Source organism: Morganella sp. EGD-HP17, assembly GCF_000512315.2.
Lineage (GTDB): Bacteria > Pseudomonadota > Gammaproteobacteria > Enterobacterales > Enterobacteriaceae > Morganella > Morganella morganii.
Genome location: NZ_AZRH01000013.1, coordinates 1 through 13,938, shown reverse-complemented (window position 1 = coordinate 13,938; position 13,938 = coordinate 1). Strand labels below are relative to the sequence as shown.

General features: G+C 48.8%; 9 protein-coding genes. 2 read left to right on the top strand and 7 right to left on the bottom strand.

Features of this window, described 5'->3' with window-relative positions; all coding sequences use genetic code 11:
* The first annotated feature begins 510 nt into the window (after window positions 1–510).
* Window positions 511–771: a YfhL family 4Fe-4S dicluster ferredoxin gene (locus tag X965_RS13690; protein ID WP_015422607.1), complete on the top strand. Its 261-nt coding sequence runs from the start codon at window positions 511–513 to the stop codon at window positions 769–771.
* A 31-nt stretch (window positions 772–802) separates the two neighbouring features.
* Here X965_RS13690 and acpS read toward each other — a convergent pair whose 3' ends face one another.
* The 7 genes from acpS to lepA all read right to left on the bottom strand — a co-directional run bounded on the left by acpS (window position 803) and on the right by lepA (window position 7,300).
* Entirely contained in the window at window positions 803–1,189 is a 387-nt protein-coding gene (acpS, locus tag X965_RS13685) for a holo-ACP synthase (RefSeq protein ID WP_004236981.1), read from the bottom strand.
* Complete coding sequence (gene pdxJ / locus X965_RS13680; RefSeq protein WP_004236982.1) at window positions 1,189–1,920, bottom strand: pyridoxine 5'-phosphate synthase; 732 nt, start codon at window positions 1,918–1,920, stop codon at window positions 1,189–1,191. Before pdxJ ends, acpS begins: the two co-directional genes overlap by 1 nt.
* Window positions 1,921–1,956: 36 nt before the next feature.
* Window positions 1,957–2,715, bottom strand: a complete 759-nt coding sequence (gene recO, locus X965_RS13675) for a DNA repair protein RecO (RefSeq protein ID WP_032098547.1) — start codon at window positions 2,713–2,715, stop codon at window positions 1,957–1,959.
* A 7-nt stretch (window positions 2,716–2,722) separates the two neighbouring features.
* Window positions 2,723–3,631, bottom strand: a complete 909-nt coding sequence (gene era, locus X965_RS13670; RefSeq protein WP_004236984.1) for a GTPase Era — start codon at window positions 3,629–3,631, stop codon at window positions 2,723–2,725.
* Window positions 3,628–4,308: a ribonuclease III gene (gene rnc / locus X965_RS13665; protein WP_004236985.1), complete on the bottom strand. Its 681-nt coding sequence runs from the start codon at window positions 4,306–4,308 to the stop codon at window positions 3,628–3,630. The genes era and rnc overlap by 4 nt, the downstream gene beginning before the upstream one ends.
* Window positions 4,309–4,486: 178 nt before the next feature.
* A complete protein-coding gene (lepB, locus tag X965_RS13660; RefSeq protein WP_004236987.1) occupies window positions 4,487–5,479 on the bottom strand; it encodes a signal peptidase I in 993 nt (330 codons plus the stop codon).
* Window positions 5,480–5,506: 27 nt separating this feature from the next.
* A complete protein-coding gene (gene lepA / locus X965_RS13655; protein ID WP_032098592.1) occupies window positions 5,507–7,300 on the bottom strand; it encodes a translation elongation factor 4 in 1,794 nt (597 codons plus the stop codon).
* Between the two features lie 530 nt (window positions 7,301–7,830).
* Here lepA and X965_RS13650 point away from each other — a divergent pair.
* Window positions 7,831–13,938 (top strand): neuraminidase-like domain-containing protein (locus X965_RS13650; RefSeq protein ID WP_036418486.1); only part of this gene is annotated, 6,108 nt, incomplete at its 3' end.

Genomic DNA, 13,938 nt, shown 5'->3' with positions numbered 1-13,938 from the left:
AATTTTTCTTTATTTAAAAAAATCATGATACTGCCTGATGCAAAGTACAGTAACAATGGTACAGAAAGTATAAAAAACTGACCAATATGAACCTTGATAATATCTTTTTTATTTATATAGTCTGAAAAGTACACTACCGATAGCCATATATAAAAAACAGATAGCATAATCAGCAGCAATGCCATGAACGCTATATTATATTTTTTCTTCACCGGCTCATCCATGTCTCTGTTCCCTGAAAATGTACATCTATGATGAAAGTCATGTCCTGACTCGGTATACCGGTACATTATATTGAATTCTGTGCACCGTTCAGTTTTTGAGGCATTTTATCTCCGTTCCGGAAATTTTTGGGCATACTGTCATCTGTAACAGCCTTACCGGGTGTTACCAACCGATAAAAGCCGCTATAATCAGTTCTGGGAACACTGCCGGAAGCGGCAGAGAGTAACGTATAAGTGCAAGATATAAGTTACTGAATTTTAAATAATTTATATGGTGATAGCGACTATGGCGTTACTGATTACCGAACGTTGCATAAACTGCGATATGTGCGAACCTGAGTGCCCTAATGAAGCAATTTCAATGGGGGATTCTATCTATGAAATTAATCCTGATTTATGTACTGAGTGTGTCGGGCATTATGATAAACCGACCTGCCAGTCAGTCTGTCCGATTACCAACACCATTATTATCGATCCTGAGCATACCGAAACACAGGAAATGCTGTGGGATAAGTTTGTGCTGATGTATCACGCCGATAAGATTTAAGCGTAATGATGCGCCCGCAGAGGGCGCAATTTCAGGTGTTTGTTTCGAGAATAACCGTAGCACAAGCGTAATGACGCTCGTCGGCAATAGAGACATGGTAGTGTGTGACTTCACGGGCGGCAGCCAGTTCTCCGGCATAGCCGAGAAAGGTCAGATTAGGTTTGCCGAGTGAATCATTACTGACTTCAAACTGGTTAAACGCCAGCCCCTGACGGATCCCGGTGCCCAGTGCTTTGGATGCCGCTTCTTTAACCGCAAACCGCTTGGCCAGAAAGCGCACCGGCTGTTTATGCTGCCGGTACACGTCCCATTCCGCGTCACTGAGGATCCGTTTTGCAAAGCGGTCGCCGGAACGCCCGATAACCGCTTCAATACGACTTATTTCAACAATATCTGTACCAATGCCGACAATTGCCATTAACGACGGGCTTCCCGCAGCAGGGTTTTCATATCCGCAACAGCAGCAGCCAGTCCGCTGAAGACCGCACGGCCGATGATCGCATGGCCGATATTCAGCTCATAAATCGCCGGCAGTGCCGCAACACGCTGGACGTTGTGATAGTTCAGACCGTGTCCGGCATTCACTTTCAGGCCCTTACCAGCCGCATAGGCAACCGCATCTTTGATACGGATAAATTCTTTGTCTTCTTCCTGAGACGTTTCCGCGTCCGCATAAGCACCGGTGTGGATCTCAATAAACGGCGCGCCGACATCGTCCGCAGCATCAATCTGGGTATGGTCAGGGTCGATAAACAGGGAGACTTTAATTCCGGCTTCAGTCAGACGTTTCACCGCACGGGCGATTTTTTCTTTCTGACCGGCAACATCCAGACCGCCTTCCGTAGTAACTTCCTGACGCTTTTCCGGTACCAGACAGCAGAATGCCGGTCTGATACGGCAGGCGATATCGACCATTTCATCAGTGACCGCCATTTCCAGGTTCATACGGGTCTGAATGGTTTGTCTCAGCAGTTCCACATCACGGTCGGTGATATGACGGCGGTCTTCGCGCAGATGCACAGTGATACCTTCCGCCCCCGCCTGCTCTGCGACAAATGCCGCCTGAACCGGGTCAGGATAGTTGGTGCCGCGTGCATTACGGACAGTTGCAATGTGGTCAATGTTTACACCCAATAAAACTTCACTCATTTTTTATCATCCTCCGGGTAACTTTTGTTATTCAGTTTAACCTTTTTCAGACGAAGAGGAACCACTGCGGCCATTTTCTTTTGAAACCAACGGCGGGCGCACAAATTGACGAAATAATTCGCGGCTTTTCAATGGCTTTCCGCCGAGATAGGGTTTTAAAGCGATGCGGGTGAAGCGTTTGGCGGCACGTAAAGTTTCCGCATCCGGGAATTCCCTGGCGGCAAGTGCTTTCAGTTCACGGCCGGTGAAACTGCTGTTATCCATCACCAGGCTGGCGATAAAGCCTTTTTCCTCACGGTAGCGGTACGTCATGGTATCAGAGACTTCCTGTCCGCTGCCCGCACAGTGGAGAAAGTCCACGCCGTAGCCGATATGGTGCAGCAGTGCCAGCTCAAACTGACGCAGTGCCTGCTCCGGTGTGGTGTCACTGGCCGCGAGATACTGAAGGCAGCGCAGATAATCAAAAAACAGGGCGGAATAGGTGACGCCGTTAGCCAGCACACGGGAGAGCAGCTCATTGATATACAGGCCGCTGTAAAGGACGGTACCGCTCAGAGGTAATGCAAGGGAGATAGGATCCGCATCACGCAGGGTTTTCAGTTCCCCGCGCCCGCCCCAGCGGATCAGAAGCGGCGTAAAGGGCTGTAATGCCCCTTTGAGACCGGAACGGCGGCGGCGTGCCCCTTTCGCCAGCAGGCGCTGCCGCCCTTCCTGTTCAGTGAACACATCCAGCATCAGGCTGGTTTCACTGTAAGGGCGACTATGGAGTACAAATGCGCGCTGCCAGCCGTCCATTGGTGCGTTACTTCAGGTCGTCAACATAACCCAGGCTGCGCAGTGCACGTTCATCATCTGCCCAGCCGGCTTTGACTTTCACCCACAGTTCGAGGTGAACACGGGCATCAAACAGGCGTTCCATATCAATACGGGATTCCGTCCCGATAGTTTTGATACGGCTGCCTTTGTTGCCGATAACCATTTTTTTCTGGCCTTCGCGTTCAACGAGGATCAGACCGTTGATCTGAAATACGCCGTTGTCCTGCACAACAAACTGTTCGATTTCCACAGTCACCGAGTACGGCAGTTCATCGCCGAGGAAACGCATCAGTTTTTCACGGATGATTTCAGAGGCCATAAAACGCTGTGAACGGTCAGTGATGTAATCTTCCGGGAAGTGGAACGGTGCCTGCGGAATGTGCTGACGCACGATGTTCGCAATGGTATCGACGTTCATTTTCTTCTCGGCACTGAGCGGCACCACGTCGAGGAAATCCATCTGCTGGCTGAGAAACGCAATATGCGGCAGCAGTTTGGTTTTATCTTCCACGTTGTCCACTTTGTTGATGGCAAGCAGTACAGGGCAGCGCAGAGAGCGGACTTTATTCAGTACCATCTCATCATCCGGCGTCCAGTTGGTGCCTTCAACCATGAAAATCACCAGCTCAACATCACCGATGGAGCTGCTGGCCGCACGGTTCATCAGGCGGTTGATCGCCCGTTTTTCCTCAATATGCAGCCCCGGGGTGTCCACATAGATAATCTGGTAATTATCCTGTGTATCGATCCCCATAATGCGGTGCCGCGTGGTCTGCGGTTTCCGCGAGGTAATAGAGACTTTCTGCCCCAGTAACTGGTTCAGTAAGGTGGATTTGCCCACATTGGGACGTCCGACTATCGCGACAAAGCCGCAATAGGTGTTTTCTTCGCTCATTCAAGCTCCAACAAAATTAATGCTTGTTCCGCCGCGGCCTGTTCGGCTTTCCGGCGGCTGGAACCGGTTCCTTTTACCGGCTGTTCAACACCGCTGATTTGGCAGTGAATGGTGAACTCCTGATCGTGAGCTTCACCTTTTACCTGAACAACCAGGTAGTTCGGCAGAGGCAGATGCCGCCCCTGAAGGTATTCCTGTAACCGGGTTTTCGGGTCTTTTTGTTTATCCCCGGGCGAGATTTCGTTCAGTCTGGATTCATACCAGCTGAGAATAATCCGCTCAATTGTCTGAATATCACTGTCGAGAAAAATCCCGCCAATCAGGGCTTCGACGGTATCCGCGAGGATCGATTCACGGCGGCTGCCGCCGCTTTTCAGTTCCCCGGGCCCCAGGCGCAGACATTCGCCGAGGTTAAATTCGCGGGCCAGTTCCGCCAGGGTATTTCCGCGCACCAGTGTGGCGCGCATCCGGCTCATATCCCCTTCATCCACTTTCGGGAAGCGGTGATATAAATCATTGGCAATAACAAAACTTAAAATAGAATCGCCGAGAAATTCCAGGCGTTCGTTATGTTTGCTGCTGGCACTGCGGTGAGTGAGTGCCTGCATTAATAAGTCCTGACGGGTAAAAGTATAGCCGAGTTTTCGCTGCAGCTGGTTTATCACTATCGGGTTCATGTGCGACCAAAAATTAGGATGTTTATAAAACGCACACGCAACAGACCTGTAGCCGCGAAAAGCCGCGATACAAAACTGTTGCGTTTGCACTGGCTCCCCGTATACCGGGGAGCCAATCATTTTGCGGGGCATATTCTACACTGTGATTACAGGTAATGCTCAGCAAATTCTGTTTTTTCTATTCTATCCGTCCGAAACGGCTCAGGCGCAGACCGGTAGGCCATTCACCTTCCTGTTTTTCAAGGCTTAACCAGATAAAGCTTGCACGGCCGACCAGGTTTTGCTCAGGCACAAATCCCCAGACGCGGCTGTCCGCACTGTTATCGCGGTTATCACCCATCATAAAGTAATGCCCTTCCGGCACCACCCAGGTGTACTCCGGTAATCCCGGCTGACGGAACAGGCGCTGCCCGCTGATGCTGTCCGGGGTGATTTCCGGAACAGTCAGAATATGGTGAGCAACCGGCCCCAGGTTTTCAATCCGTTCCGCCTGACGACGATAACCGACTTCCATATCATCTTCGATAGGGAACTGACGTGCGCCGCCACTCATAAAGGAGCCGCCCAGCGGGGATTTTTCCCAGCGGATAGCCCACTCGCTTTCATACTCCTGACCATAGGTGACCGGCAGGGTTTCACAGCTGCTCTGGTCTTTGGTACAGCCCGGATAGACCTGTAACTCTTTGGCATACGGGTCATAAACAACTTTATCGCCCGGCAGGCCAATCACACGTTTGACATAATCGACACGCGGATCTTCCGGATATTTAAACACGACAATATCACCGCGCTTCGGCTCCCCGGTTTTGATCAGGGTGGTCTGCGTGATCGGGTCTTTTAACCCGTACGCGTATTTTTCCACCAGCATAAAGTCGCCGATTAACAGCGTCGGCATCATGGACCCAGACGGGATCTGGAACGGCTCATAAATAAATGAGCGCACGATCAGGACAATCGCCAGCACCGGGAACAGGGATGCGGTACCTTCCACCCAGCCCGGTTTGGCCACAGTCTCAGCCAGATGGGCCTGATCCATGGTTCCTTCAGTCAGCTCCGCCATGCGCGCCAGTTTTTTCTTACGGGCCGGCTGAATTTTAAATTTATTCACCGCCCAGATGATCCCGGTAACCAACGTTGCCAGGGTCAGGATCAGCGCAAAGGTGTTCGCCATTATGTCTCCTTACAACCTGCTGAATGATTAATCTTTGCCGACATGGAGAATGGCTAAAAACGCTTCCTGCGGTAACTCAACGTTACCGACCTGTTTCATGCGTTTCTTACCGTCTTTCTGTTTCTGCAACAGTTTCTTCTTACGGCTGACGTCACCGCCGTAGCATTTCGCCAGAACGTTTTTACGCAGCTGTTTCACTGTTGAACGCGCAATAATATGCATACCGATGGCAGCCTGGATCGCGATATCAAACTGCTGACGAGGGATCAGGTCTTTCATCTTCTCCACCAGCTCACGGCCGCGGTACATAGAATTATCGCGGTGCGTAATCAGTGCCAGTGCATCCACCCGCTCACTGTTGATAAGGATATCAACACGCACCATGTCAGACGCCTGGAAACGTTTGAAGTTGTAATCCAGTGATGCGTAGCCGCGTGAGGTGGATTTCAGGCGATCGAAGAAATCGAGCACCACTTCCGCCATCGGAATTTCATAGGTCAGAGCAACCTGATTACCGTGATAAACCATATTGGTCTGCACACCGCGTTTTTCGATACACAGGGTAATCACGTTACCGAGGTATTGCTGCGGCAGCAGCATATGACATTCCGCAATCGGCTCGCGCAGCTCTTCAATATTGTTGAGCGGCGGCAATTTGGACGGGCTGTCGACATAGACGATTTCACCGCTGGTGGTTTCCACTTCATAAACAACGGTCGGCGCGGTGGTGATCAGATCGAGGTCATATTCACGCTCCAGACGCTCCTGGATAATCTCCATATGCAGAAGACCCAGGAAGCCGCAGCGGAAACCGAAGCCCAGTGCGGTAGAGCTTTCCGGCTCATAGAACAGGGAAGCATCGTTGAGGCTCAGTTTACCAAGTGCATCACGGAAAGCTTCATAGTCATCAGAACTGACCGGGAACAGACCCGCATAGACCTGAGGTTTGACTTTTTTAAAGCCCGGCAGCGGTTTATCCGCCGGTGCGCGTGCGCCGGTTAACGTATCGCCGACCGGTGCCCCGAGAATGTCTTTAATCGCACAGACCACCCAGCCGGCTTCACCGCATCTGAGGATCTCTTTATCGACCTGTTTTGGTGTGAAGATCCCGAGGCGATCGGCGTTATACACCTGACCGGTGCTCATCACTTTGATTTTGTCGCCTTTGCGCAGTGTGCCGTTTTTAATCCGGATCAGAGACACAACCCCTAAATAGTTATCAAACCAGGAGTCAATAATCAGTGCCTGTAACGGCGCATCAGGGTCACCTTCCGGCGGCGGAATATCACGTACCAGGCGTTCGATCACATCGGTCACGCCCACACCGGTTTTCGCCGAGCAGCGCACCGCATCGGCGGCTTCAATCCCGACGATATCTTCAATCTCTTCCGCCACCCGCTCCGGGTCGGCAGCAGGCAGGTCAATTTTGTTCAGAACCGGGACAACTTCCAGGTTCATTTCCATCGCTGTATAGCAGTTTGCCAGCGTCTGCGCCTCAACCCCCTGCCCCGCATCAACCACCAGCAGCGCCCCTTCACAGGCAGCCAGTGAACGGGAGACCTCATAAGAAAAGTCAACGTGTCCCGGGGTATCGATAAAGTTGAGCTGGTACGTTTCACCATTCTGTGCGGTGTAATCCAGCGTCACGCTCTGTGCTTTGATGGTAATGCCGCGTTCGCGTTCCAGATCCATTGAATCCAGAACCTGCGCCGCCATTTCACGATCGGATAAACCGCCGCAAATCTGAATAATGCGATCCGATAAAGTAGATTTACCGTGATCGATATGAGCAATAATGGAAAAATTTCGGATATGGTTGATTTTCAAGATAAAATTCTTCTTTGTAATGCCCTATAAAACTAGCTTTGGACACCTGTAAGGACTCAAAGCCAACACTCTATATTGCTGGTTAATAGACTTATTGGCAGCATTCTACATGCTACAGACACTCAACTCAAAGAAACGTTCATTTTACCGCAGAAAAAAACGGGCACGGCGAATAATCCATACGGATCGCATTCGTTTTGTCATTATCACCGACACCATTTTTTATATAAATAAAATTGATGATAAAAGCAAAACAATAAAATCAGCTCATTACTCCCGCTCGCGTAATATCTTTTTTATGATTAATAATCATATAGATAATTAATTTCCATCAAAATCAGCACATCATGCTAATCGTTCTGATTGACTATCCTCATTCCAAAACCGACACTCAATTTTAGTAATATATATCAATAATTTCATTTTTTTAGAAATATAACATCGGTAAATAATGAATTTAAAGAGTACTGCAAAGTACACACTTATGTCATTAACTAAATTTCATATTTATGAGGCCATTATCAATGGATCAAATAACCCGAATTCTTGAAAAACTGAATCAGCAACGCAGCGGTGAAACAACCGTGACACTGGCAGATTTTATGCCGATGTCCCTTGCAGAGATCCGCAGCCAAAACACAGGCCGGTTATCGCGTGAAGAAGCACAGTTACTACACCGCGCAGCGCAAAAAGAAAAGCAAAACAACATTCTCTATACCGCCAGGATTCTGACCCGCGCTAACCCGCTGCTGAAAAAAGAGATGAATGATGCCTGTTATTACGGCGCCACCCCATATGGCTATGATGATATTATTCCGCCTCGCGCAGAAAAATTTGTCGCACCCGGCGCCGTCTCTTCCATATTTTCCCCTGCCGGTTATCTGACTGAGCTGTACCGTGAAGCCCGGGAACTGCATCCAAAAGACAGTGACCGTAATCTGGATAAGCGCCGTCCGGACCTGGCAAAACTGGTGCTCTCTCAGGACAATCTGGATAACGAAATCTCTGCTCTGTCACTGGCTAATGAGCAACTGGAAACGGCGCTGATGGCGCAAACCGGTCAGACAGACAAAAACAAATATTATGAAACCCTGGCAAAGTCCCGCAACAGTGGTGTAACGCCGTATAACGTGCCGTTTGAGGGAATACATAATGCCCTGGCACAACGGAATTTTGTCCTGCCGGATAATATTCTCAGTAACCCCGCGAAGTTTGCCATACTGGCGGCATACGACGCCGGTATCTCACCAAAGTTATATAACATACTGACAGAAGACACAGAGTCATTAACCGGCACCGATCTGGAAAAATCTCTCAAAAGAAACTTCCCGAAGGTTAAGATTAAAGACCTGATGACTCTGGATGCGCTGGCCAATTATTATGAGCTTCCGGCAGATGACATTCAGGCCCTTATTGCTGCCGAAATAACAGGCCGGTTACCAACACCGGATGTATATAACGACGATAATAAACTGGTAATACCGGCAATAAACACTGGCGGAAAAATTACATTCAGTGAACTGGCCAAAACACAGAGTGATGAAAAACAGGCTGACTATATTGATTTAATTCCGCAGGGTGGTAATCAGTTTTTAGTTAATTTTAGTGTAAAGGAAACCAAAAAAGACGCGACGCATTTTAGTATAGGCTATAATAAATCGTTTAATAATCTGGCAGATAAAAATGGTTTTGTTCCTCTGGCCGGGGAGCACTACAGTATCCCCGTCACACTGGATGCTAAAATTTTAGAAAAAAAAACTAAAATCGGCATCACCAGAAAAAAACCAGAACCTGCCAGCGACGAAAATCATTACACCTCAGCCACCTTCACCATCCATCCCAATGCGGAACCGGGTATATGGCTCCTCAGACTCAACAAAACACTGCGTCTGGCAAAAGTCAGCGGTATGACCCCGCACGAAACACAACATGCATTAATCCACGTAAGAAATGATTCAAGCGAATACGAATTACGCCGTTTCACCGAAACGCTGCTTTACCGTAAACGTTACGGTATTGATACTGAAACAGCATTAATGCTGTGTAACGCCAGTATCAGCAGAATCAGCTATGACGGGCAGCTCAGCCATTTTGACCGCCTGTTTAATAATCCGCCGCTGAATGGTGTAACTTACACTTTAGGTGGTGATGATATTCCGATGGAACCGGATGCCGGAGACCCGCGTCGTGAAGTCCTGAAACGCGCTTTCCGGGTAGATAATACCGGCTTGTGGCAACTGCTTGTTATCACAAATCGTGAAAACAAATCCAAAACTATCGAAAACAAGACAGAAAAACTTCGTGGTCTGTTATTTGTTCGTCTGCTGGCGGATGTGCACAACCTGACAGTAGCACAACTGGATGCCCTGCTGCAGATTTCCCCTTACAATTCAATGAACGTTTACGCTTTAGATGGCAAAACACGCCAGAAAATGCTCTCTTTTCTGTCCCGGATCACCCAATGGCTGAATACACAAAATATCACGGTTGAACAACTGATGCTGCTGCTGGATAAAATATCTCCGGCGGCGCCGACCAAAGAGATGCAGGTCCTGCTGGATCTCCTGCGCAATGGTGGTATTGACAAAACCAATACAAAAACGCTGTATACCACCATGGCACCAGTGATTACTGCGGCTATGCAACTGGACATCACGGAATCAGGGGAAGCTCTGCTGCGCTGGCTGGATAACAATCATCCCGCAGGGATACTCACCACCAGTGAGGCCTGGAAGCTTATTATCAAAAAAGGGCAGACGGCCGGCGACAAGGAAAAATTGGCGGCATGGTGTCAGGCACTGGCACAGCGTGTATTGGTCATTCGCACCTTTACACTCAGTAATGCCGAACTTCAGACATTGTCACAGGGTGCACCGGCCGGAACCATTACTGAACTGTATAACATCAGTGATTTCCATAACCTGATTAACCGCTGCGGTGAACAGGCCGGTACGGTACTGGATGCACTGCAAAGCGGGACACTGACAGTTAAAATTCTGGCACAAGCACTGAATCTGTCAGAAGAGGTGATTACTCAGGCACTGACACTGGCCGGACAAAAACCGGAACTGACCACATGGGCACAGCTGGCCACATTGCCGCCACGGCTGGATTTGGCAGATACCCTGCATATCACCCCGAAAGATATCACCACTCTGCTGACAGTGTCTGAAAATGCGAAACCTTCTTATACAGACCTCTCCGCACTGGCCGGATTGTTACAGGCCGGTCTGAGCGAACAACAGACCAAACAACTGCAAAATCAGTCTGAGCCGCGCCGCAATGAAGCCCTCAGCGGGGAGTACCGCTCTCTGGTTATGAACAACCCGGTGGCAGACCGTGATGATATCTGGCGTAATCTGCTGGTGGACGGAAAAGTCAGCGCTGAAATCACCACCACCCTGCTGGCAGATGCCATCGCCGGTATTCAGCTCTATATTAACCGCACTATTGCCGGTGATGAGCCGGGTGCTGACAGTGACGCTCTTGAGCGTCAGTTCTTTAAAGACTGGGATGCCTGTAATAAACGCTACAGTACCTGGGCGGGTGTGTCTCAGTTAGTCTATTACCCTGAAAACTTCGTTGATCCGACCCTCCGTACCGGTCAGACCGGGATGATGAACACCATGCTGGAGCAGCTTTCACAAAGTGAGCTCAACAAAGATACCCTGGAAAACGGCTTCCGCCAGTACCTGACCGCCTTTGAGCAGGTCGCTGACCTGAAAGTGGTCAGCGGTTATCATGATACGGTTAATATTAATCAGGGTAACACCTGGTTTATCGGTACCAGCCAGACTGAGCCGAAAAAATATTACTGGCGCAAAGCCGATCACAGTAAATGTCAGAATGGCCGTTTTGCCGCCAATGCCTGGAGTGACTGGAAAGAAATTACCTGTGCGGTGAATCCTTATGGGGATATGGTGCGTCCGGTGATTTTCCATTCACGTCTTTATTTGTTATGGATTGAAAAACAAGTACAGAAAGATAACGCCGGTAAAGATACGGCATCTTTTACCCTGAAACTGACTCATATTAAATATGACGGCAGCTGGGCTTCGCCGTTCAGTTATGATATTACTGAAAAAAACATATCCGGGTGGAAAAAAACGGGTCTGTACTGTGCCGCCAGCCAGGAAGATAATTCACTGCTCATTGCCTGGTATCAAATAGAAAAGGAAACACAGCCCAATAGCTTCGGGCTACATATTCAGCCGGACATGAGCTGTAAAAAAGAACCGAATATAGCAGGGATATTAGCCACGGTTACCCATCAATTAGATACAGAAACTACCGTCAGGGTAAACACCCTCCTGAATCGTATATCCTCTTTCGAATTTACCCTGGAAAAACAAGAGGGGAATAAAGAAATTGATCTGGTCATCTCCCATGGCGACTATACTGTCAAAACTGAAAATAGTATATCTGCACTGATATTGAACCCTACTGCTTATATTAACATCACCCCCTATAAATTATTTAATTATATTCCTGATTTTTATCGCGAGAAATATATTACTCATCTTAACTCTCATTCCGGTACGGTTTATGCTCCGGAATCAAAAAAAATGGAGCCTGCCAATAATGCTATATCCGATAAGGTTAATGCTTGTGCTGTATATACTTATAATAACAAGCCACCGAAAAAACACATTTCTCTTTCCATTGGTAAAAATTATCCGCTAATTACTCATCTTGAGCTGGTAGGGCGTAAACTTGAGAGTTTCTTTATAAAGCACAAAGAAACATCAGCGTTGTATTATACATATGGAGATGTTACCGACGATAGGTTAACGTTGGAGGAAGATAAATATACTATCAGCACTGGTGGAAAAAAACTGGGCACGCTTAGCTTGGGCAAAATGATAGCACAAGTCAAAACAATCAGTTCAGATGATATCTCCATTGAGATTGAACTAAATAGTACGAAATTTGAAACAATAACAGGTAGTGACGTCGGACTCCGGCCACCATTATACCCGACAGTCTCAAGAGAAACACTGGCATTCCCGTTTGGGAAACTGTCTATAACCATTCCCGCTGGTGCAGATATTAATAACCTGGATTGTACTATAAAAGTCAGGTTCAAGAATACAGATGTTCTTGCAGCTACTACCACTTATAAACTGGTTATAAAAAAAACTGATCCAGTTCAAAAAGTCATCTCCCTGTACACCACGCCGGACGGCGCTCAATATATGGAATGGGATGGTTACCGTACCCGGTTAAACACACTGTTCACCCGCCAGTTAATTGAGCGTGCCAATAACGGAATTGACGCAATATTATCCCCTGAAACCCAGTATCTGCCTGAACCGAAACCGGGACAGGGCACCTATGTCACACTGACACTGAAACCGTATGACAAGAATACCCACGGCACTAACCGGGCATTTACGATTTATTACAGCAATGATGCCACAGGCTCCGGCAAATTTCCTGTTTACAGTGGCTCACTCAGTGTTACCGATAATACAGAAGTAAAATTATTTATTCCGCTGATTAAACCCGGAAAAAATGCGGTGAGTCAGTCTGCTGGTGCGCAGCAGGATACTTTATATCTCAATGCTACATACCAGAAAGAAGCAACAAAACAAATCCTGCTGTTCCGTACCGATAATAATCCTGAAGGCTGGACATTGGATAAAAGCGTTAACAACGGCACCTTCGCCGGCCTGGCAGAAAACGGCGTCACCGGTTTATTACAATCCGGTGAACCGATGGATTTCAGCGGTGCCAATGCCCTTTATTTCTGGGAATTGTTTTATTACACTCCGATGATGGTAGCAACGCGTCTGTTGCAGGAGCAAAACTTTACCGAAGCTAACCGCTGGTTAAGCTATATCTGGCAGCCTGCTGCAAGCGGTGCCGGTGACTGGCGCGTGCGTCCGCTGAAAGAAGACACGTCCTGGAACGCCGACCCGCTGGATTCGGTTGATCCCGATGCGGTCGCCCAGAATGATCCGATGCATTACAAAGTCAGCACCCTGATGAAACTGCTGGATCTGCTGATTGCCCGTGGTGACAAAGCTTACCGCATGCAGGAACGCGAAATGTGGTATATGCAGGCGCTGGGGCTGCTCGGGGATAAACCTGTCAGCATTTTCAGCAATGGTTGGGAAAATCCGTCACTAAGCAATGCAGCAGATAAAACTCAGGCAAAACAGTTTCATGACGAAATCAGCCGTATCCGCAGCGGCGGTCTGCTGCCTGACGTCCGCACTGCTAATACCCTGACCGGATTGTTCCGGCCACAGCAAAACGAAAAACTGCTCGGCTACTGGCAGATGCTGGAAATGCGCCTGTTTAACTTGCGTAATAATCTCTCCATTGATGGTCAGCCGTTATCACTGCCAATTTTTGCCGCACCGGCAGACCCGGCCGCACTGCTCAGTGCCGCAGCCGCAGCCTCCGGTGGCAGCAAACCTTTACCGTCTGCTGACATCCCGGCAATGCGCTTCCCGCAGGCACTGGACAGTGCACGTTCACTGACCGGGCAGCTGATGCAGTTCGGTTCCACCCTCCTGGGGCTGATTGAGCGCCGGGATGCGGAGGCGATGAGTGAACTGCTGCAAAACCAGGCCGGTGAGCTGATGCTCTCTTCCCTGCGTATGCAGGAACAGGCTCTCACCGAA

Bases quoted from the DNA above. Each gene is read 5' to 3' on its own strand.
- X965_RS13690 (WP_015422607.1), top strand. From the start codon at position 511: ATGGCGTTACTGATTACCGAACGTTGCATAAACTGCGATATGTGCGAA.
- acpS (WP_004236981.1), bottom strand. From the start codon at position 1,189: ATGGCAATTGTCGGCATTGGTACAGATATTGTTGAAATAAGTCGTATT.
- pdxJ (WP_004236982.1), bottom strand. From the start codon at position 1,920: ATGAGTGAAGTTTTATTGGGTGTAAACATTGACCACATTGCAACTGTC.
- recO (WP_032098547.1), bottom strand. From the start codon at position 2,715: ATGGACGGCTGGCAGCGCGCATTTGTACTCCATAGTCGCCCTTACAGT.
- era (WP_004236984.1), bottom strand. From the start codon at position 3,631: ATGAGCGAAGAAAACACCTATTGCGGCTTTGTCGCGATAGTCGGACGT.
- rnc (WP_004236985.1), bottom strand. From the start codon at position 4,308: ATGAACCCGATAGTGATAAACCAGCTGCAGCGAAAACTCGGCTATACT.
- lepB (WP_004236987.1), bottom strand. From the start codon at position 5,479: ATGGCGAACACCTTTGCGCTGATCCTGACCCTGGCAACGTTGGTTACC.